Source organism: Citrobacter sp. RHBSTW-00986 (assembly GCF_013783065.1).
Lineage (GTDB): Bacteria > Pseudomonadota > Gammaproteobacteria > Enterobacterales > Enterobacteriaceae > Citrobacter > Citrobacter braakii.
In genome coordinates this window covers 72848-92124 of the sequence record NZ_CP056202.1, presented here as the reverse complement: position 1 = coordinate 92124, position 19277 = coordinate 72848, and the positions used below count along the sequence as shown (strand labels likewise).

Annotated in this window: 22 protein-coding genes; 2 read left to right on the top strand and 20 right to left on the bottom strand. The window is 54.2% G+C overall.

Annotated elements, in window-relative coordinates; genetic code table 11:
* Positions 1–97: 97 nt before the first annotated feature.
* Positions 98–406: a hypothetical protein gene (locus tag HV345_RS25855; RefSeq protein ID WP_137366875.1), complete on the bottom strand. Its 309-nt coding sequence runs from the start codon at positions 404–406 to the stop codon at positions 98–100.
* Between the two features lie 528 nt (positions 407–934).
* On the opposite strand from HV345_RS25855, the gene HV345_RS25850 reads away from it, so the two are divergent.
* Both HV345_RS25850 and HV345_RS25845 read left to right on the top strand, forming a co-directional pair.
* Complete coding sequence (locus tag HV345_RS25850; RefSeq protein ID WP_137366876.1) at positions 935–1183, top strand: type II toxin-antitoxin system CcdA family antitoxin; 249 nt, start codon at positions 935–937, stop codon at positions 1181–1183.
* Complete coding sequence (locus HV345_RS25845) at positions 1180–1491, top strand: CcdB family protein (protein WP_137366877.1); 312 nt, start codon at positions 1180–1182, stop codon at positions 1489–1491. The genes HV345_RS25850 and HV345_RS25845 overlap by 4 nt, the downstream gene beginning before the upstream one ends.
* Before the next feature lie 6 nt (positions 1492–1497).
* On the opposite strand, the gene traT is transcribed toward HV345_RS25845, so the two are convergent.
* The 19 genes from traT to traV all read right to left on the bottom strand — a co-directional run bounded on the left by traT (position 1498) and on the right by traV (position 19262).
* A complete protein-coding gene (traT, locus tag HV345_RS25840; RefSeq protein WP_137366878.1) occupies positions 1498–2229 on the bottom strand; it encodes a conjugal transfer complement resistance protein TraT in 732 nt (243 codons plus the stop codon).
* Positions 2230–2375: 146 nt separating this feature from the next.
* Positions 2376–3065 (bottom strand): hypothetical protein, encoded by a 690-nt coding sequence (locus tag HV345_RS25835; protein WP_137366879.1) that lies wholly within the window; start codon positions 3063–3065, stop codon positions 2376–2378.
* A 1-nt stretch (position 3066) separates the two neighbouring features.
* The gene (traG, locus tag HV345_RS25830; protein ID WP_137366880.1) at positions 3067–6309 is read right to left on the bottom strand and encodes a conjugal transfer mating-pair stabilization protein TraG; all 3243 of its coding nucleotides are present in this window, start codon (positions 6307–6309) and stop codon (positions 3067–3069) included.
* A complete protein-coding gene (gene traH, locus HV345_RS25825; RefSeq protein ID WP_008324895.1) occupies positions 6309–7673 on the bottom strand; it encodes a conjugal transfer pilus assembly protein TraH in 1365 nt (454 codons plus the stop codon). The genes traG and traH overlap by 1 nt, the downstream gene beginning before the upstream one ends.
* 186 nt (positions 7674–7859) lie before the next feature.
* Positions 7860–8459, bottom strand: coding sequence for an F-type conjugal transfer protein TrbB (gene trbB / locus HV345_RS25820; RefSeq protein WP_008324897.1), 600 nt, complete (start codon positions 8457–8459; stop codon positions 7860–7862).
* Positions 8449–8676 carry a hypothetical protein gene (locus HV345_RS25815; protein ID WP_008324899.1) on the bottom strand — a complete coding sequence of 76 codons (228 nt, stop codon included), beginning with the start codon at positions 8674–8676 and terminating at the stop codon, positions 8449–8451. The genes trbB and HV345_RS25815 overlap by 11 nt, the downstream gene beginning before the upstream one ends.
* Positions 8673–9122, bottom strand: coding sequence for a hypothetical protein (locus HV345_RS25810; protein WP_137366881.1), 450 nt, complete (start codon positions 9120–9122; stop codon positions 8673–8675). Before HV345_RS25810 ends, HV345_RS25815 begins: the two co-directional genes overlap by 4 nt.
* 10 nt (positions 9123–9132) lie before the next feature.
* The gene (gene traF / locus HV345_RS25805) at positions 9133–9915 is read right to left on the bottom strand and encodes a type-F conjugative transfer system pilin assembly protein TraF (protein WP_137366882.1); all 783 of its coding nucleotides are present in this window, start codon (positions 9913–9915) and stop codon (positions 9133–9135) included.
* Complete coding sequence (gene traN / locus HV345_RS25800; RefSeq protein ID WP_008325102.1) at positions 9912–11792, bottom strand: type-F conjugative transfer system mating-pair stabilization protein TraN; 1881 nt, start codon at positions 11790–11792, stop codon at positions 9912–9914. The genes traF and traN overlap by 4 nt, the downstream gene beginning before the upstream one ends.
* Positions 11789–12409, bottom strand: coding sequence for a type-F conjugative transfer system pilin assembly protein TrbC (gene trbC / locus HV345_RS25795; RefSeq protein WP_008325101.1), 621 nt, complete (start codon positions 12407–12409; stop codon positions 11789–11791). The genes traN and trbC overlap by 4 nt, the downstream gene beginning before the upstream one ends.
* A gap of 10 nt (positions 12410–12419) precedes the next feature.
* Positions 12420–13418, bottom strand: a complete 999-nt coding sequence (gene traU / locus HV345_RS25790; RefSeq protein ID WP_181636729.1) for a conjugal transfer pilus assembly protein TraU — start codon at positions 13416–13418, stop codon at positions 12420–12422.
* A complete protein-coding gene (locus HV345_RS25785; RefSeq protein ID WP_008325099.1) occupies positions 13415–13738 on the bottom strand; it encodes a hypothetical protein in 324 nt (107 codons plus the stop codon). Before HV345_RS25785 ends, traU begins: the two co-directional genes overlap by 4 nt.
* Before the next feature lie 55 nt (positions 13739–13793).
* Positions 13794–14015 (bottom strand): hypothetical protein, encoded by a 222-nt coding sequence (locus HV345_RS25780; RefSeq protein WP_008325098.1) that lies wholly within the window; start codon positions 14013–14015, stop codon positions 13794–13796.
* A 107-nt stretch (positions 14016–14122) separates the two neighbouring features.
* Positions 14123–14752, bottom strand: coding sequence for a hypothetical protein (locus HV345_RS25775; RefSeq protein ID WP_008325097.1), 630 nt, complete (start codon positions 14750–14752; stop codon positions 14123–14125).
* On the bottom strand, positions 14743–15063 hold the full coding sequence (locus HV345_RS25770; RefSeq protein WP_008325090.1) for a hypothetical protein: 321 nt from the start codon (positions 15061–15063) through the stop codon (positions 14743–14745). Before HV345_RS25770 ends, HV345_RS25775 begins: the two co-directional genes overlap by 10 nt.
* A complete protein-coding gene (gene traW, locus HV345_RS25765) occupies positions 15060–15695 on the bottom strand; it encodes a type-F conjugative transfer system protein TraW (protein ID WP_137366883.1) in 636 nt (211 codons plus the stop codon). The genes HV345_RS25770 and traW overlap by 4 nt, the downstream gene beginning before the upstream one ends.
* Positions 15692–16108: a type-F conjugative transfer system protein TrbI gene (gene trbI, locus HV345_RS25760; protein ID WP_008325088.1), complete on the bottom strand. Its 417-nt coding sequence runs from the start codon at positions 16106–16108 to the stop codon at positions 15692–15694. The genes traW and trbI overlap by 4 nt, the downstream gene beginning before the upstream one ends.
* Positions 16105–18708 carry a type IV secretion system protein TraC gene (gene traC, locus HV345_RS25755; protein ID WP_008325087.1) on the bottom strand — a complete coding sequence of 868 codons (2604 nt, stop codon included), beginning with the start codon at positions 18706–18708 and terminating at the stop codon, positions 16105–16107. Before traC ends, trbI begins: the two co-directional genes overlap by 4 nt.
* Positions 18705–19262 (bottom strand): type IV conjugative transfer system lipoprotein TraV, encoded by a 558-nt coding sequence (gene traV / locus HV345_RS25750; protein WP_008325086.1) that lies wholly within the window; start codon positions 19260–19262, stop codon positions 18705–18707. Before traV ends, traC begins: the two co-directional genes overlap by 4 nt.
* Between the last annotated feature and the right edge of the window lie 15 nt (positions 19263–19277).

Below are 19277 nucleotides of genomic sequence, written 5' to 3'. Positions count from 1 at the left end.
GCATCACCAGTGAGGTGATGACGTGGTCTGTGATAAAAAGGGGGGAAACAGGCTATCGCCGTCGCAGCGACAGAGAACCGGAGAAAAAATATCCGGGTTATTCGATCAGGCTCAGTTCATACTCCGCCTGCAGACATCCGGCCCGCCAGTCTTTTTCATTGACCAGCATTGCCAGAAAACGGACCGATGCGGCCACATCAACATAACCCACGGTATGGCGTTCACAGGCTTCCATGCCCCGGAAAGTGAACACATAGCCTGCCCAGTAGGCTACGGTCGCCATGCGATGATATTCGGGGAGTGAATCAAAGACGCTCAGAAACGCCTTTGCTCTGACCAGCTCGCTTTCCAGCTGAATGAGCGACCAGAGTTCCTCTGAACAGCCTTCATTCACACAGGGTTTCATTGTGTTATTCCTCATCTGTCAGGCAGATAACCGGGTTCTCAGAGATTTAAGGGCACCGGAAGTAAGACAACGCAGCGCGTATAAGACTGCATCCCCGGCTTTCAGAAGAAATCCGCAGAACCAGGTGCAGAATAAACCACCAGTAAGGCAGAGCAGGAAAGTAGTCAGTGGGAGGAGAACATCCCATTGAGGAAACCCACTGTATTTCAACGCATTCAGGTATGAGAAGAACATTGAGTGTGACAACTGATACTTAATAATGTCAGGGGCGTACATTTCCAGGAGCAGGATTGTCGAGACAATTGTGATTAAGACGTAAGACAGAACGGACAAGGCAGTCCGGGAGTTGTATGAGTTCATGATGATTGACCTTTGGCTGTTAATAATTCAGCGCTCGCCGCAGACAGGACTGCGCCTGTGCAGTCATGTGAGGAAGCGAAATATCACTGGGATAACCACGGGCACTTACGCTCAGGAGCAGAAATGCGCTATATTTATGCGCACAGATGATGCGCAGAGGATTTGACAATGAATACGACTATGCGGTCGCGCAAAAGAAGCACCAACATTTCGCTGGATGCCGCCCTGGTGGACGAAGCGAAGATGCTTAACATCAATCTTTCAGCTGCTCTTAACTCTGCGCTTGAACACGTGGTCCGTGCTGAACGTCAGGCCAGATGGCGACAGGAGAATAAAGCGGCTATTGATGCCATGAATCAGTTCACCGCTGAACATAGTATTCCCCGCAGCAGTGCAGGACTGAGAGTGTTTAAATGAATCAGGGAACAGTATTCAGAAGGCCGGATAATCCGGAATACCCGTATTTCGTCATCGCTCAGTCCGATCAACTTATCGATCTCAACACCCGGGTCATTATTCCTTTTGTCCGGTGGCGTCGGTCATTACCCGGGATGAGCAAAATCAATCCCGTTGTTAACATCGATGGTGAGCGATACATTCTGATGACACAGCTGATTCAGACGGTTTATCTTCATGAGCTGGATGAGGAGGATATTCACAGTTACCGCCCTGAGATGAGAGACATCATCGTCAGCGCGGTAGATTTCCTGACAACGGGAAGTTGAAAGAGGTTACATAATGCCGGCAATGGATTTGGCCAGCTGCGCTTCCAGAACGGGTTTCGCCTCTTCAAATTTGAGGTTAACCTTGTTGGCGTTGGATACCACGCGGGTCTGATATTTTGCCCTGTTTCCCTCTTCTGTGCTGGTCTGCACCTTAATACCGGAGGTTCCCTGCTTCAGGGCAGCAATATTATCCGTCGTAACTTTGGCTTTGCTGCGTTCGGAGATTTGCAGATCAGTCACCATTGTATAGTTAACATCTTCCACCATCGCATCTGCGGCCATACCAATCAGGCCAGTGGCCAGCCCGACACCCAGGGTCGCACCTGCTGAGCTGGAATTGTAGGCAGTGATGCCAGCCCCCAGAGCAGCGCCCATTGCCGCCCCTTCATAACCGGTTTTCAGGAATCCCTGGGCTTCACGCAGGTCCATCTTTTCAGCTTTCAGTACGTTTGCCTGAATCCAGAAATAAGCACCATCAGGTGAACTGGTGACACGATAACCTTTTGCTGCCAGTTCGTTGGTTATTTGAGACTGAAGGCCGGACATATCTTTGTCAGAAGTATTGCGGACCTGGAGGTAAACTGTTTTTTCAGATGAAGGCTCCAGCCAGATGGTTTCGCTCATCTGCGTTTTAACCTCGAGATTACGCTTTTTCACCGCGGTGGACATGGCGCCACAACCAGACAGTGCCAGGGTGGAGGCAATTAAAGTTACAACGGCATATTGTTTTAATTTCATGTATTTTCCTTTGCATAAAAAAATGTCCTGCTAACGGCGGAGCGCTAACAGGACTGTTATCGGCAGATTAGATGAATATTTTAGGTTTTAAATAATTGGAATTCGTAACTAAACGTGGGAAAGGGAGTCAATCACTCCCATTTCACTTAGTAACCACGATTAGGGTCATACGTATTTGAAGGTTCATTGAAGTTTGTTCCCCAACTGTTCCCGTGTATATCCAAACCTGAGATACCTCCAGCCATTGGCATACCCGAGGCAGGGTTTACAACTAACCCATGATCGAAAGCATCATTCGAGGAACTATTTAGAGGAATGCTAAAACCATTATTTTGAAAGCTCGTTTCACCACCTGAAAAGCTAACTATTTTCATGTCTTCCGTGAGTATGTATTGGGTGTCATTATCAGCAAATGGTTGAACCATTCCACCTCTGCTGACATATAACCTGCCAGTCTCTTCATCCCTTAGAATGATATTATTCTTATATCTGCTGGTTGGACGAAGGACTACACCCGCATAGCCGAAAGCTATGAGCGAATGAACGACAATCCCAGCTATTAGTACACTGTCTGCATCGCTTCCCACGAAACAAACTAAGGATGTAAGTAACAGAGTAAGCAGGATGTTACTAAGCAGGGTGATTTTTAAGCCACTACCTTTATTACCGCTTAGTAACTTCCAAAAGCATATCAAATATATCGAGCTGGGAATTATTGATAAGACCATACTTTTGGCCATGAACTGCGCATCATAAAGCAGTTGCTCGCTTAATGAATAAGTCGCATAAATGCAGATTGGTATGAAACAACAGTAAGCACTTATTTTTTTGTTCACCCTACACTCCTGTTCTTTTCCTTAATTCAACTACTTTTTTCTGTAACTCATCAGGTTGGAGATCATTAAACGGGTTTAATTTACTTGATTGGTCGAGTTCAGCCTCAGTACGACCAAGTTTAAATCTACTTTGACCAATTAAGCTCTCTCCCTTCAGAATATCACTGGATGCCTGAACAGTAGATTGTTTTTTGTCAATTTCGCCAGCAGATTTATTCATATTTCGTTCAATTTCAGATCGTTGTCCCGCAACCTGCCGCTGTAAATCATTTTGCGCTCCAAAACCCTGCCCGGACTGACCGTGTAACCTCATCTCATTCTCTCTGTAGACGTCCTGCATATCATTGCCGGTAACATTTCCCCCTCTGATAACAGTGCCACCCCGCGTCTGGATGTCACCTGGCGAGCCATTTTTAATCACATGACCCTGGCCCTGAGACGGGGCCTCTGTTACATCTGCCCCTGAACCAGAATACGGTGCTGAAGTACCAGAAATGCCGCGATTATTCCCCCCCTCCCGGTCATAATGTTGTTCAGGTTGCCCGGTATAAGTTCGGGTTGTGACTCGCGAACCTGACTGTTCATACTCCTGACCGCTCTGAGTCCCTGACGGATACACCCGATCATGCTGTACATCATAGCCACCACCCGGGCTTTCATGACCCTGCCCTGCGGTCTGCGTGTTAGCAGGAGAGTACGGTCCGCCTGCAGGCACCTGGGCTCCAGAGTCACTGTCACTCATCGATGACGAGTGAACTATATGGGCGCCACTGAAGGCAGGATGCTCTGCCCCACTTTCAAGGTCAGACCGCCCCTGATGGTAATCCCCCATAATTTCAGGTTTAAGACGTTCATTGACGAATTCCATCGCTGCTTCGCGCGCGCTTGGAGCACTTGTCAGCATACTCTGTGCCTTATCGCCATACCTATTCGCAGCCCAGTCCACAAACTCTTGGGTGTAGTTGGTATCGAGACTGGCACTCTGGTTCTGCGCCAGCGTTGCCATCCGGCTGAATTCGCTGCTGTTGGTGGAGCTGGTTGTGTACTGATGATACTGGCTTTGCGCATCATTCAGTGTGGCGGCAAACTGCTGGACATTGCTGGTCGCTGCATTCTGTGCATGACTTGAACCGTCCGTCACACGGCTGCTGGTAACCATATCCATCCCCTGGCGGAAATCATTAACAGTCTGGCTGTTCTGGTCATGGCGCGTATCTTGTGAATGAGAGTCTGAGTTCTGAATCCCTCTAGAACTGCCAGTTGAATGTCTTATGTCGCCTGAAACACTTCCTTCAGCACCTAATTTAACGACACCTAAATTAACACCGCCCCCTGCAGTACCTTTAATACCTGCAGATACAGAACCCTGATTACTTATATCCATCAGCTTGTTATAGGCTTCCTGGGTGGAAATGTTATTTGCTTTCGCGTAGCTTTCCGCTGCCGACATCATCATGCTGGCACCACGCGTGGCGTTAGCCACCTGGCTGTTCTCACTGCCCTGCGTCAGACTGTCGCTGGTACCGGTCTGGTTTGACACCTGCGAAAGCTGTGACCAGCCACTGGTGACACTGTGGTTATAGCCATCCAGCGCGGTCTGCGCCTGAACCTGCGACTGCCGCGCGGACTCCTGGAACCCGCTGCTGGCCAGCTGGCTGAGCCGCATATTCACCGGCAGGTTTGACATCGCCCCTGAACCATCTATCACCGTGTGACCACCGGCAGTCATCGTCTGCGAGGAACCATTATCAGCCTGCCAGGTCTGCTGGCCCTGACGTTGCACCAGGTTGGTATCCATCTTGTTCTGGTTAACATTGTCCATCGACATGTTGTTAAACGACCAGTTCCCGTCTGCCGTGGTTGATGACACGCCGGCTGCCGTGAACGCCGCCGAGCTGAGCATTCCGCCCGCCACCTGGGAACCTATGACTGCGGCCCCCCGGGTCAGGTAATACGACAGTACCGGTATTGAGAGCGACAGATAACCGGCCAGATTCGCCACATCCGAATGCTGGAGTGCCACAATATCCCGGTTGGCCAGGACCAGAAGTGTCCCGCCGGTCTTTGACTGCAGCCAGTAGTTCGAGGCGTAGTTGAGGATCGCAAACATGATGGGCCACATCTGGAAATAGATGAACCCACCCACATAGATCTTCAGTGTGGTCAGGCCGAAGAGACTGTGGCTGGTTGCTGCCAGCGCTATCATCAGCGGGAACAGACACACCAGGATCAGCATCAACAGTGACTGCGCAAACGGCAGCGTCCTTGTGGCCAGTTCCGTCCCGGATGCCCAACTGAGACGCTGTTTGGTCGCCGCGTTTTCTGTTGCAAGATTCAGCAGGTTGGCTGTATCCGAGGACCGTGCCGCAAATCCTTTTATCCCCTGGCGCACTGCCGTGTTGGTGATGTTGTTCTTCATGATTTGCGCCGCACTCATCCCCCCGGCATAGAAGTAACCATAACTGTCTCCCATGGCATTCGCGAGCAGGGTCGCCCCGTTGACCTTGTTGCCAAATATCTTCTGTGTCAGCCAGGTGAAGGTGGCGCTCCCCAGGTTCGCTTCAATATTGGCCAGGGTTTTGATTTCCGCTGCCGCCTGCTGGCAGGTCAGAAACTGCCGTGAAGAGGACGTCATTTTAAAAATACCGCGTAACGGACTCGGGTTGCTGGTGATGAGCGTCAGAGGGTCAGTGGAATTCAGCAATTCGTTGATCGAATATTTGCCGTTAAGCAGAATGTCTCCTATCACACAGTTTTCCACATAATCCGGCAGCATCTGTGCCAGTTCAGGATTCTGCGTGGTGAAATCACTGGTTTCGGCCACAATCTGCGAGCCAAACAGCATCCCCGTCCGGCTGTAAGTCACCGAGTCAGGTCTGGCCATCAGGGAGTCGTACAGCGAACTCATCCTGTAGCCGATACTGGTCGACAGCGAGGCAATCCCGGCAAGCCCGACCGGCACATTATCGGTTTTCCAGACCGCGCCCGGGTCAGAGATATCGATAACCTGCACAGAGCGTTTGGGTACCAGCAACACCGTGCTGATAATCATAAAGACAGCCAGCCAGTGCACAAACACCATCGGGTTGTGCTGTTTGATAAACAGGACAAGGGCGGCCAGCACCCCGAAGGTGCTGGCCATGCGCAGAAGTGTACTGAAGGTACTGGAGCCAATGAGGGTGACAATCGCATCCAGCGCTGTTTTCCACATCCCCCCGCCATAGATGGTGTAAATCTCAAGCATCAGCGCACCCCCCAATGGTAATTGCTCTGGTATGAGCCCGAAACGATCGTGGAAACCTGCTGTTGCAGGTACTGCATGTTGCGGTCAATACCATCCAGCGCATTCTGGTCTGCGGCGGACTGCAGTTTCATATCAGCCAGCAGCCCCTGAGCATGAATGACGTTGTCACGCAGCTTCGCGGCGGCTTCCTCCGGGAAGTTCTTTCCGGCCAGTGACATGCTGGCCTGTTTAACCAGCTCCTGCAGATACTGGATCATCAGGTCCTGCGCGATAAAATCGGACACCTGCAACAGATAGGTGGCACTCATTCCCATACTCTGGGCATTGGTCAGGTATTTCAGCACCGGTACCGACGTGGTGTTCACAAACCCTTTTTCCTGGTCGGTCAGCGGCCGGTCATCAACCAGCTTGTTCTGCATGGACAGCATCAGGTTCTTGACCAGTGTGACAAGGGCATGTGACTCGGAGATACTGAGATTAGCCACCACCGGCCCCAGGCACTGTGAGGCTTCATCGCATCCATACACCTTTGCCGTCCCGCCGCGCATCAGCACTTTGATCAGGTCGCGGTTATCAACCAGCGGAGTCAGGATAGTGACGTCGCCGTCCTTGTTAAATATGATGGAGCCGACCGTGCTCATGACCAGCTCTTTCAGAGCCCTGTCACCGCCCAGTAACCCATTTTTACTGAGTGAATCCCAAATGAGATTTTTGTTTTTCAGTACCTGGTCTTTCTCAGCATCACTGGCTTTGCTGGTTACATTGTCGCCCTGTTTCCCGACGGTACACCCCTGACGCGACGCAGCCCAGTCAGCAAATAAGTGGTTTTCTCCGGCGATGTCCTGACAGATTTTTTGCTGGGATACCTGCGTCACCGGCCACAGCCCGCCGATGATGCCCTGTGCCGCCTGACACGAACTCATGTTCATCGAGTTCACATCGCTGGCCAGTTTCTGCAGGAAGTCTTTGGCCTGCTTCAGCTCGGGCACCATTGTCTGCAGTGCCAGATCGAAGGCATATCCGAGGGCGTTACTCATAATCTGTTTGGCAAAGCGCTGGATTTCCTCGCCACTGATCATACTGAAAGCCCCAAGATAGGAATCAATCCCGCCACATCCGGCGTTCAGAGACGGGAGCTGCATCGAGATAAGCTGGACATTTTTCACCGGGTTACGCAGGTAGACTGACCCACCTGAAAAGTAACCGGCCGCCTGTCCCTGCCAGGCCTGTGCCTGGGAGACGTTACCGTTGTAGCCGAGACTGCCAAAAAATCCGTTCAGGTCGCCATTGACGTCGGCCTGTGCCGGGGACACGGACAGACCGGTAAAAAAAATACCGGCAGCGACCGCCAGTGGCTTAATCATTAGCATTCTCCTTTGGTTCAGGCGTCTGTAGCTTCAGCTCCGTTGCTAAAAACGTCTCTGCCAGCCTGCCGACGGGGAAGCCAGAACATGTTGCGGACACAGGCAACGTCAAGCTGGATGAAAGCCAGACGCGCCCGGTACGCGATAACGCATACGAATGTGAGGTCATTTTGTAGTCCGGTTGGTTTACTGAGGGGTAGCCTGGCTGCTTGCCGGCATGGGTGGCAGCATTTTCGGGTCAACATTGTCCAGGTCAGCCTGAATGAGACTGGCCATACGGCTTTCAAGGGCGGGAATATCCATCATCCCCTGGGTCAGCGGGTAGGCTTTGAGCGTATTGACGTTCACCATGAACGCCGTTGGTGTGGCAATCGGCAGCCCGTTGCCAAAGAACGTGATAATTTCATCCGCTATGGGAGACGCCGGATCGGTTTTTCGTGGGATCAGCGGTGTGGGAAACGATGTATCACCGCCTCCATCGAGCGTATACGGATAGATTTTTATCTGATGCTGATCGGCCCAGCCTTTAACCAGTGGGTCAAATTTTGCGCTGTACTGGCAGTGAGCCTGCATAAACAACACCACCGCATAGTCCTTCATATTTGCCTGACGACCATCGGGTAACGCCATCAGGCTTTGTGGTGATACGGCGGATTGCGGTCTGGCAGATACCCCGGCCGGAACGTTCGTTTTTGCGGCATCCAGCGCGGCCAGCTCATCACGGACACCTGCGCCGGCCAGCAGAGGAAACATAAGAAGCAGACTAACAGCGAATTTACCGGCCATGCGTCACCTCCCGGGCTCGTCTGGCGAGCCATTTCAGCCGGCATTCGTGCACGGCGGTGATGGCCAGCAAAACAGCCGCCACTGCCCACATCAGATACCCGGCCCACAGCAGCAGGCCCTGGGTGAACGTCACGGACACCGAAATTAACTCACTGAGGCACTTCGCCACCATGCCCCACCAGAAAAGAGGAACCAGCCTTACAACACATGATTTCATGATTTCATTTTCCTGAAAACGTTATGGGGAATGGAAACACCAGGGAACCCGTTGAATAGCAGCCAGATGACCAGCCCCAGCAGGGCGGACGTCAGATACAGGGAACGAATGGCGCTGTCCGTCTCTTTCTGCCAGCCCATTGCATCCACATGGACAGTCTCCCGGGTGCAGATGACCGGAGGGGCGGGTTTTATCTGCCTCACGGTTTCCGCCCCGGTTTCTTCGGGGGGTAACGGCACGACCTGACACACGGACATATTCACTTTTCCTTCCGGAGTATCCGCAACCAGCGTTCTCGCCTCTGAAAGAAAACGACCGGCAATCGACTCGTTGAAGGACAGCATGATGAACAGGACAAACAGCATCAGGGAAGGGGCCGTCACCAGGGAAAAGAAAACGGCACGGCGCAGTGCCCGGGAGGCACGCGCAAAGGCAAATTTATTCACAGGAGTATCCTTAAGACTGGGGTTTAAAACCGGTGGACACATTCAGGAATCGCTTGGAAAGTTCATCCTGTGTCATGAAGCCGTAAGACAGGGCGCGGAAGGTCTTACCCTTCGGGTCAACCAGAAACAGTGCCGGGAAATGCGTGATATTCATGGTGCGGGACTGTCCCGAATCAGACCGGCTTTGTGGCAACGACGCGGCGACCTGGCCGTCCACCGAAACGGGGATCAGCGATATGCCGTTGGTTTTGGCAAAGTCAGCCACCACGCCGGCCATCTGGATATCAATCGGGTCACTGCCACGATAGAAGTAGAAAAGGCCGTAACGCTGCGCTATCTGTTCCACCGCATTCTGCCGGGCCTGCTGGTCACGGGTCTGCACGAACGGGGCCATACTGTTGTAGTGTGGATATTCCAGGTTGTAATCCAGGTCCGGGTGGCTGAGTTGCGCCGCCGCAAATGACTGACTGAACATCGACCCCCTGTCCGTCCAGAATTTCTGCCAGCGCAGGAACGTCGCCGTATTCTCCCGCGTGGGGTACAGGATGGCGCGGTTCAGCGCCTCCATCGTGTACCCCCGGAGGACCTTAGCCTGCTCCTGCGCCGACAGTTTACTGAGGTCGAGAACCGCCTGCGGGGGCGGTGGTGATGTCTTTTGTGGTTTCTCAGGCGGCGTTTTCGGCTCGTTGTACCAGAACCAGCCGGTAAACGGGTCAGCCGGGATCACAATGTCCTCAGCCGTGGCGGACAGACTGATGACCAGTAACGCCAGCGCATAAAAACACGGCTTCATTTCTGGCCTCCCTGACTCTTCTGCTGATTGACCTGCGCGGCAATGCGGTCCTTGATGAGCTTCACCTGCGTCCCGGTATCCGGGATTTTCTGGTTGTTCATCAGGTCTTCGTAAAAGTCAGCAAAATTGATCAGGTCGAAGTTGATAGCCTGTAGTTCGCTGACCGAAATCCCCCGGCAGTCCGGGTTTTTACCACTGCCAAAGCCGACATGCAGCTGATCCCGGCGCCCCTGCTCCTGGATAATGCGCGCCAGCTTGCCCTGGAAAACGCAGTACACCTTACTTTTCTGGAGGCAGACGCCCATCACCGCCCGATCACATCGCTCTCCCACACTGACGGTGATTTTTTTCGCTTTCGCCTTCGCCAGTGCCATCTCATCACTGTTGCAGGCCGCCAGTCCCGAGTCTTGCCCCCAGCCTGAATCCTTGCAGCAGTTTGAGAAGCCTGCGACCGCTTTCCGGCAGCTCGTGACCTGACCGGTGAAAGCGCGAACATCCATACCATCCTGGGTGTTTTTCACGTCATCCGCCGCTGATGCCAGCCCGGCCAGTTTTGACACCGCCGTATCAAACCCGCTATCCCCGGCCCCGCCGGTATCACTGCAGTCCCCCGTTTTGCAGAAGTACTCACCCCCGCAAATCACGCCACCAGACGTGAACGTTCGCTGACACTGCCATGTTTCTTTCTGATGAATACAATAACCGGATTCAATCTCCGTACAGGTGTGCCCTGTTCTCGTACAATTTTTGTCATTCATCAGACTGCCACAATTGCCAGCCGAATCAGTCGATACAATGTAGTTATCAGTATATTTCCAGCAGTCGCTGTGCATGGTGTAGTTCTGCCCGTCAATGGAAACCGTTTTATCCCCTCCCGGTTCAGTACAGACAGAACCACTCATTGAAATCGCGGTAGTTTTATTAAAATCACACGCCTCATTCCAGACCAATTCTGGCTGTGCTTTCTCAGCCTCCAGCGTTACTCTTATCTCAAGTAATCCGGAGTTCAGTGCGGCGCACGTCGAACCGAACATATTGCAAGCATCCGGCATCTGGTTGACAGAATTTCCAAAATATTGTCGGGTCGAAAATGAAACAATCTGGCCTTTTTTAATATCCATTCTGGGAAACGTTACTGGCATAGGTATATTCTTAGCAGGGCGGACAACCAGGCCATTAACGCGCACGTCATCGTTAGTTGTTACTCCCTCTGTTCCTAAAGGATATCGAACCTCAATTTTCCCCTTCGTTACAATCATGTCGTCCGGCGCAACGAAATCGAACTGATACCAGTAACCAGCGGTGAGGCTTCGTTTTATTGACTGCTTTGCATCCAGAACCCAGTCTGCTGCTTTTGTTTTGCCTGATTTGCTGAGCTGGATTGATGCGGTTCTGGAGCAGGTTGAAGAAGAGTTAACGTCACGTTCGCAGGTGAAATTTTCAAACGTCGTTTTTGAAACCGTCGATTCCTGGCACTGCTGCGGGTTTCCTGTCCCGTTGATCATATTGCCCGCATTCGACTCCGCACTTTTACCTGCCGTAATAAAAGGGGCTTCAGGGTCAATCACCGGTAGCGGGTTTTTGATCCCGGAGTCGATAATCGCCTGACCAGCCTGGCTGTCCTGCAGGGCGTTCTGCCCTTTTTCTGCCAGCCCGCCGTCACCGCCTTTCACGCCGCCGTAGTAACCACTTTCCGGCGGGTTTGAGGTATAACCAGGAATATCGCCCGTGACCGCGTCCGGATTTTTCAGGCTACTGGTCCCCTGTCCCTTATTCCCTTTCCCAAATTCCGCTCCGGTATTAAAGGCATCACTGGTTGCATCTGCCAGCACCAGTGAGGGCAACAGGATTAGCGCCCCGACAAGACGAGCTTTCATTCTCCCTCCTTCAACAGTTGTCTGGCTGTTGCTGCACAGTCCCCGTTTTCAGCCACTCTTTCCAGAGCCTGTTTCAGCGGAAGGCTGCCGCGAATCACATCAAAATGGCCCGGGCAGGTCACCACCAGAGCCGGTATGGTCGTAATGTGGAATTCGGAATACAGCGTCGGGTCAATCTGAACACCAATGTTTTTATCCTCTTTGGACAGTTCAAACATCGCGCTGGCGGTCTGTCGCAGGTCGTTATTTACCAGTCCACGGAGCGTAGCGGGAATACCGTAACGGTTTGCGTCCCGTAGCATCGGTAACAGACCTTCCCGGGGAAGCCCCAGGCTGACAAAGTAGATGGCAGGGAACATTTTTTTTTCGCCCCCCGGGCGTTCTCCCTGCTGTCGGGCCACATCCCCCTGCATCCGGTTTATCAGCGCCTGTTGTTCCGGCGGCAGAGACAGGGTCTGGCCCTGAAGATTCTGTTTAAACGCGTCCATCGCCTGCTGTTGTTTTTTCATCCACGTCATATCCCGTGGGGACACACCTGCCTGCTCGCTGGCTGAGACCAGCGACGTACAGGCCATCAGGGCACTGGCAAGCAGTACCCGGTACAGAGTCTTGTTCATGGGAGGAACCTCATGTATAGACGCAGTTGCGTTTGCGCCAGAGCAGATAACCGAAATTTTTCTTTGAATGGGGCGCGTTGTGCGGTGTCCCCCAGGTCTGGGTACTGGCACCAAACGCGTGGCAACTGTTGGTTTCGGGATACATGTTCACCATCTGGTAACGCCAGCGTTCTTTCGGCGCGATGGGTGAGGGATACTGATAACACACGGCATAATCAGCCCCCACCGTATTCATCACCAGACCTTCCCGGTGTAGCTTGAAGGCCATTCTCTCACTGACCAGCAGTGAGGATTCCAGCGGCGAAAACTCCCCGCTGGTATACCCCGTAAAGGGATACATGCTTCCCTGGCTGCCGGCACACCAGAACAGGGGAGATAACGGTACGCCAGCGGTACTGGCCACCGCATCGGCCGCACAGGCCGCCTGCGCAATCAGGTTGCCAAACAGTGCGGCCTCCGGGTTAATCATCATGGACAGCGTACTGTCATTCCAGAGCGGGTCGACTTCAGACATGTAGGCAATATCCATGTCGCCCCCCTGAAAACAACCGGTGCTGGTCATGATGCTCAGCCACGAAATCAGCGGGTATTTATACCAGTGAACATGGTAGAACGCGCCGGCAGCGGGTCGATCGCTCTGACCGGCGGTGCCGGTTCCCGTCCGCCCGAGGTCTATCTTAAATCCCCCCATGTTGACCATCACCCCGGGCTCGCGGGTCACATCCGTCATGGCTGTGGGCTCCCAGTAGCCAATTGCCAGCCCTATCCGGTACAGCACACCGTATGAACACATCTGAATGGGAATGGAGGGGTTGCTGGTATCCGGCTGCGGTCCGGACGCCAGTTTGATACTCCCGACCGACATCGGGAACAGGCACTTCCAGCAGACATCCGAGATGGGGTTTACCCACCGCCCCTCCCCGGCATTACTGCTGGCTGCAGATACCTGCCCCGGCGTCCATACCGTCAGCGCCAGAATCAGCGCGGCAAACCAGACACCGCGTTTCATGGTGCCTCCCGCAGCCAGACACAGACGGGTCCGTCTTCCGTGTCGTGAATGGAGCCGGTAAACCAGCCCTCGCCGGCAGGCATGGAGGGCTGCCACTCACTGATGTCGCAGGCGCCATGCTCCCAGGCGTCAGTGACATGGGGAGGGGCGTCGTTCTCCAGCCAGCAAAGTGCGCAGACCAGATTGTTCCGGCGCAGCCAGTTATTGAAATCAGCCCGGGAGGCTTCATCGCCAGCAGGCTTAAAATAGCGAGGGTGAGTCCAGAAGCCGTTACGGTCACGGGTCACCGCCACCGGTCCGACCGCTGTTGAATGGGTCATGGGGTATCTCCGGATATGCCCGGGCCACCGGGATGATGGCGGGCGTGGGGAAAAATCAGTGGTTCCGGGCGTTGCTGGCCGCTTTCATGATGATGACCAGCCGTTGTTCCCGGGTCATTTCATACAGGGCAAGAATGCCGCCGCGCATTACGGCAGAAGGTTTGTAGAGCGGATTTTCATTGAGGATCTCATCCAGCTGTCTGGCTGAACCTTCATCGTGGCGTAATGACGAGATGGCAACATTCCGGCCCTTTTCACCTTCAGGGTCTTTTTTCATGGCATTACCTTGTCAGGGTTTTAAGAGATACCGGGAGGGGAGCCCGGCTGAGGCGAAGCGCCACGCAGTGAGCACCGGAGAGCCTGAGTGCCTGGGCGGTTGAAACATCAGAACGAGGCAGGCCGGATAACCAGGAACGCGTAACCACAGCGGTGCTCATCAAAATTGCTGCCCTCTGACGCGCCCGCCGCAATCGCGTCTGCCGCCTCAGTCAGAAACCAGGCCAGTGTGTCGCAGGAGGTGCGGGGTGTCCCCTGGAGGATCACATAAATATGGCGGGCCAGACTCCCCTGCGACAACCGCCCCGCCATTTCCAGCCAGGGCGGAAGTGACGGACCGTCCTTATCAGGAAAAAAAGCCTGCTGGTCAGTGCACAGGCGGGCATGAACACGCCAGTGCACTGAATACTGAGGGACGGCGACCCCGGTGTAACCATAATCCCCGTGATAGTGGCATCCGTCGGTGCTCACAGGCAGTCCGTTTGTCCGCAACGCGCCGGTCGCGCGCGCCAGGCAATACACCAGATCGCGCGTTAACATGCCCGGCTGTGCATCCACACTGACGGTTACCTGCGTAAAGGGGGACGGCTGTTCATCTTCCTCCTGCGGGGGCAGTGCCCCGCTGTCTTCGCATTGACCGGAATACCTGTGCATCCTTTTTCCCGGTGCGCCCGACGCCAGACAGTGCAGCCCGACCAGCAGGGCCCATAAAAGGTAGCCGAACGACGTTAAATCCATGCTTCCGTCTCCTGCATATGCCTGACTATCAGACCGACCAGATAGTCCGGGAAGCGTTCGTCACGCGCCTGCGGTTCGACCAGCGCCATCTGATTTTCCCTGAGCCAGTTAAACCAGGCCTGGGTAACCAGCACAGGGTTCCAGGATTCAATCTCGGGATACAGCATTTTGAGCCGGTCCGCCGTTCCCTGACGGGTAACATGACGGGCGGGTTTCCCCGGCGATTCTGGAGTGGGATGGCTTTTTCTTTCCCGTCCCGGTACCGCATGACGCATTTCCGGGAACAGATCACCTAACGTTGTGGCTGTCATTTCTTTGCTCCTTTTACGGGGATCTCCTCAACGTTCAGCATGCGACCGTCGCGGGATATCCGAGCGGGGATGTGTGAGAAGCCAAACTTGCGGGTCAGGATACCTGCCTGGTCGAAGTAGATACGTTCATTAAGCGCATCACTGGTTTCCTTTATATTGCCGTTCACCAGGATAACTTTGCTGTTCGTCTGTCCGGCGATTTCCTTTCGGGTCCACTCCACCTGTGCCTGGTCATCACCATCGATGAAATAGAGCACCTGGGCGAAGGGCACCTTATCAAGCGGGTTGATCGTGTCACCTTTACGGGCAATCACTTTCCCCTGCATATCCGTAATGGTTTCTTTCACGGTAAATGTCGGGTCCCAGGGGAAGCTGCGGTATTTCACGGCCCGGCTCAGCCCCTCAACCGGGGCCGGGCGAACGGCATTTTTTTTCACCCGCGCCGTAGCTTCTTCCCGCAACCGGTCGAGTTCCCCGCTTTGCTCCATCCCCTTCAGTCGGGTCTGAATAAAGTCCAGCATGTCCTGCTCTGCGGGTTCAAAGACGTTCCCCCAGGTACCGAGATCTCTGGCACCACTGCCGGCTGACAGTGCCAGCAACAGTAATGCCATCAGTGGCTGACGTTTCTTCACTGCCCCTCCTGCGTGCGCCGGGCAATGTCGCGGCGAATATCGGGTGTGATATCCGGCAACGGACTGACCACCGCAGGTTTCACCAGAATGATGGCGTTGTGCGAGGTTTGCCACGCCGCCAGGCTGTCAGACATTGCCGTGTTGAAACGGGCCGTCAGTACTTTCGCTTTTCCTTCATCGAGCTGCAGCTGTGCCGACTGCTGCATAAAGAGGTCGATGGTGCCTTTCATGTCGAAGACCACCACGTCCGGGGACGTGGATTTCATATATACCCATGTTATTCCGGTCATGACCAACTGTGAAATCAGCACACAGGCGGCTATTTTCACGCTCCGGGCTTTCAGCCAGTCCCGCGGCTTTATACCTGCGCGGACAGTGGCGGCCTCATACGGTTGTTCATTCTGTTCACTCATGCGGCTTTTACCCATTCTTCAAGTTCACGAAGTTCGTCACCGAACTTCTTCTCGGCCAGCAGATATGCGGCCTCATCTGCCGTGGCACCGGCTTTCTGTGCGTTCTGCATATAAGCGAAGTCCTCCCCACGGGAACTGAACATGGCGCGGGTAACAGGATCGACAAACAGGCGATGAAACGAGCTGTACTCCCCGGCGCTGATAAGCAGCGAGCTGTAACCGGTCTGCAGTGCAGGCTGGAAACCCCGGATAACTTCCTTTTCCATATCCGAGAACTGGTCAGGATTGTCGGAGAGGTACTGTTTGAACGCTTTGGCATCCTGCAGGAGGGTGATTTTGGTCGAACTGTTGTTCCAGGCCGCTTCCGCTTCTTTACTGGCGCTGAAGTCCCTGATGCCCTGCGTGATGGTGATGAACGCCCCACGGTGACGGCGCACAGTACGGTAGCCGGTTTCAATAAAGCGGGCTGCATGGGGATTGGAGCCACCGAGCAGTCGCCAGGCCTCGTCGATGATGCAGACTTTTTTGAGGTCACGCGGGCTGTGATACATCTTTTCCTGAATCGCCAGGATGAGCGAAAACAGAATGGACGAGAGCAGTTTCGGTTTGTTCTCCAGACTCAGCAGCTCCAGTACGGCAAAACGTGTGTCACCATCCAGCGTCGGGTTGTCCGCATTGAAGTATTCGCCATCCGGTCCCCAGGTGCAGTAGGTTTCCAGCAGCATGGCCAGTTCAGCCAGACGCGCCGTGATGGTCGGTTTTTCGGCAAAGCGCTGATTAACATCAGCGCTGGTCAGGAAACTGAAAACGTCATCAATACGCGCCTTACAGCCTTTTTTCTCCCACGCATCCATCACCGCTTTCTGCAGAATCGCTTCACACACAACATCCAGCGGCTCGGTCGGACTCGCCAGTACCGTCAGCAGACGCACAATACCTTCAGCGGAGTGCCTGATGTCTTTCACGTTAGCAAACGGGTTAAAGCGAAGCTTCGAACCGTCGAGATAAACCCCGCCAGCCTGGTGACAGTAGTTCTTGTAACTGTCACCCATATCGATGACCCAGGCAAAACCGCCTGCATTCAGGACATCACGGAGAACACCCTGCGTCAGGAATGACTTACCGGCCCCCGAGGTTCCCGTGACAGCGATGTTAAAGTTGGTGCTGCCGTTTTCTTCCCCGAACATATCAAAGAAAGCCACCTGGTTGCGGTAGGTCGGCAACGGCATGCCCACATGCGACAACTGGCGCTCAGCCACCACAGGCATCAGGCTCACGGCGTTCCAGGATTTCCCCCGCAGGGTGGCCCCCGTCATTTTGAGATCTTCCCACATCCCTTCCTGCATCACGAACGGGAAGCCGGCCAGCCAGTTACGCATCTGCTGGTACTGCACCGTAACCATCTCCAGCTCGTTCTTACGGAAGACGTTAATGGCGGCCAGCTCACACTTCTGCGCCTCCGTATTATTGTCGGGCGTGAACAGCGTCAGGTTAAAGTAGGTCCGGCAGAGGGCGATTTCGTTGGTCGACAGTTGTTCACGGGTTTTACGCCATTCGTCTGCCGCTTTTTTGGTCCCGGGGAAAAGCGCCCCGTAGGCTGAGCTGGCCTTTTTGGACAGGTCCGTATCCTTGCGAAAGGCCTCACTCTGGCTTCTGGTCTGCTCCTCCAGTTCAGTGGTCCAGGTGATCATAAACGGGCACGGAATACCGAGATCAGGAAAGCGGAGATTCTGCAGATTATCGGCTCCCTGCCAGAGGGCAAACCGGCGGGGATTTTTGCTTAGCTGCATATTCACCACCCGGCAGGCTGAGGCCGGAAGCCGTGTCCCGTCTGTTTCGATTTTTTCCGGTAATTCGATACGGATATGTGACGGGTGAACACTCAGGTCAATGGCAGGATCAACCACCTGGCGATTGAGCAACTCGTCCTCGTTATAGTCGCCCGGCGACATCATGACCTGCTCATGACGGTAGTTCATCAGCTCACGCATGACCGACAGGAAGGCATTCACATCGGTGTTAACGGAATCGATCCGCGCCGCCCCCAGGGAGACACGGATGGTGTTGCGTATCTGAACCAGGTCATCCATCACCTGCTGGGAGAACCGTTTCACCGCTTTACCGTAGACGATAAAGATACGGTAATTTCGCAGATAGAGCGGGTACTCACGCTCATTGGCCAGTCCGTGGAGTGCCGAACGCTCCCAGAACGCACGGGTAATGTTATTCAGATGATCGGCCATCTGACCTTTCCACATGTCGGTACTGACACCCCGCGCAATGCGCTCGCCCACACATTTACTGGCGGTCAGAACAACGGTGACCGGTGTTTTACGTGGGAGTTTCTTACGCAACATGTCATCCAGCGCAGCCATCACCTGCTCATTGGCACCCGGCAACGGCGCCAGTTCCAGAACAAATCCTGCAGTACCGGTATTGATGAAAAGCTCATTTTTTTCATCGTAATAGCGATAAGGAAGACTGGCCACCAGGGAGGGATAATCCCAGGTCTGTTCAAGGTTGGCACGCGCGGTCGCGGCACCGTCCTTACGCCGCCCGCTCTCAATCAGCCCCATCAGGCTGTCCAGGACACTGCTCATTCCCCGCCCTCCCCGATAACACGGAAGCTTTCGTCCCAGTGGGATTTGTTTTTCACAAACTCAACCACAGAAGGCTGATGGAAGTTGTCGTCCGTATCCACCCACGGTGCAATCCACAGACGCTGGGTCGCATCCGGGATACGCTGGACCTGTACGCGTCCGGCCGTATTAACAGGGGTGACCGGAACAACGGGACGCGGACTCACGCGAGGTATCACGCCCGCCAGCATGGTGCCTGCCGGTGCCGTGGCCAGCGGACGTGGCGCGATGAGCGGAGTAGCCGGGGTTCCGGTTGCTGCGACTGATACAGGACGTGACGCATTCACGACAGGTGCCACGTTACGCAGTGCCGGCAGGGTTTCACCCGCAGGCTTTTTTGCGGTTTTACCGGCGTTAAGTTCGTCCAGGCTTTTGCCCTGAGCGGCGAGTTTGTTGGCCTCGCCGGTCGTCAGGCACTGGTCAGTTGCAGTTTTATTGCAGTCGAAATCAGAATTCATGCCGGCACAGCCGGTCAGCGCGCTGCACAGCAGTGCAGCGCCCATCAGTTTTTTCATGGGATAACTCCGGTT

Excerpts from the sequence above, each read along its gene's own strand:
- traF (WP_137366882.1), bottom strand. The coding sequence starts at position 9,915 with ATGAAGCCGTGTTTTTATGCGCTGGCGTTACTGGTCATCAGTCTGTCC.
- HV345_RS25850 (WP_137366876.1), top strand. The coding sequence starts at position 935 with ATGAATACGACTATGCGGTCGCGCAAAAGAAGCACCAACATTTCGCTG.
- HV345_RS25815 (WP_008324899.1), bottom strand. The coding sequence starts at position 8,676 with ATGAAATCATGTGTTGTAAGGCTGGTTCCTCTTTTCTGGTGGGGCATG.
- trbC (WP_008325101.1), bottom strand. The coding sequence starts at position 12,409 with ATGAACAAGACTCTGTACCGGGTACTGCTTGCCAGTGCCCTGATGGCC.
- HV345_RS25780 (WP_008325098.1), bottom strand. The coding sequence starts at position 14,015 with ATGAAAAAAGACCCTGAAGGTGAAAAGGGCCGGAATGTTGCCATCTCG.
- trbI (WP_008325088.1), bottom strand. The coding sequence starts at position 16,108 with ATGAGTGAACAGAATGAACAACCGTATGAGGCCGCCACTGTCCGCGCA.
- traT (WP_137366878.1), bottom strand. The coding sequence starts at position 2,229 with ATGAAATTAAAACAATATGCCGTTGTAACTTTAATTGCCTCCACCCTG.
- traG (WP_137366880.1), bottom strand. The coding sequence starts at position 6,309 with ATGCTTGAGATTTACACCATCTATGGCGGGGGGATGTGGAAAACAGCG.
- HV345_RS25770 (WP_008325090.1), bottom strand. The coding sequence starts at position 15,063 with ATGACAGCCACAACGTTAGGTGATCTGTTCCCGGAAATGCGTCATGCG.
- traN (WP_008325102.1), bottom strand. The coding sequence starts at position 11,792 with ATGAAAGCTCGTCTTGTCGGGGCGCTAATCCTGTTGCCCTCACTGGTG.
- traU (WP_181636729.1), bottom strand. The coding sequence starts at position 13,418 with ATGAAACGCGGTGTCTGGTTTGCCGCGCTGATTCTGGCGCTGACGGTA.
- trbB (WP_008324897.1), bottom strand. The coding sequence starts at position 8,459 with ATGGCCGGTAAATTCGCTGTTAGTCTGCTTCTTATGTTTCCTCTGCTG.
- traV (WP_008325086.1), bottom strand. The coding sequence starts at position 19,262 with ATGAAAAAACTGATGGGCGCTGCACTGCTGTGCAGCGCGCTGACCGGC.
- traC (WP_008325087.1), bottom strand. The coding sequence starts at position 18,708 with ATGAGCAGTGTCCTGGACAGCCTGATGGGGCTGATTGAGAGCGGGCGG.
- HV345_RS25855 (WP_137366875.1), bottom strand. The coding sequence starts at position 406 with ATGAAACCCTGTGTGAATGAAGGCTGTTCAGAGGAACTCTGGTCGCTC.
- HV345_RS25775 (WP_008325097.1), bottom strand. The coding sequence starts at position 14,752 with ATGGATTTAACGTCGTTCGGCTACCTTTTATGGGCCCTGCTGGTCGGG.
- traH (WP_008324895.1), bottom strand. The coding sequence starts at position 7,673 with ATGATTAAGCCACTGGCGGTCGCTGCCGGTATTTTTTTTACCGGTCTG.
- HV345_RS25845 (WP_137366877.1), top strand. The coding sequence starts at position 1,180 with ATGAATCAGGGAACAGTATTCAGAAGGCCGGATAATCCGGAATACCCG.
- HV345_RS25785 (WP_008325099.1), bottom strand. The coding sequence starts at position 13,738 with ATGACCCATTCAACAGCGGTCGGACCGGTGGCGGTGACCCGTGACCGT.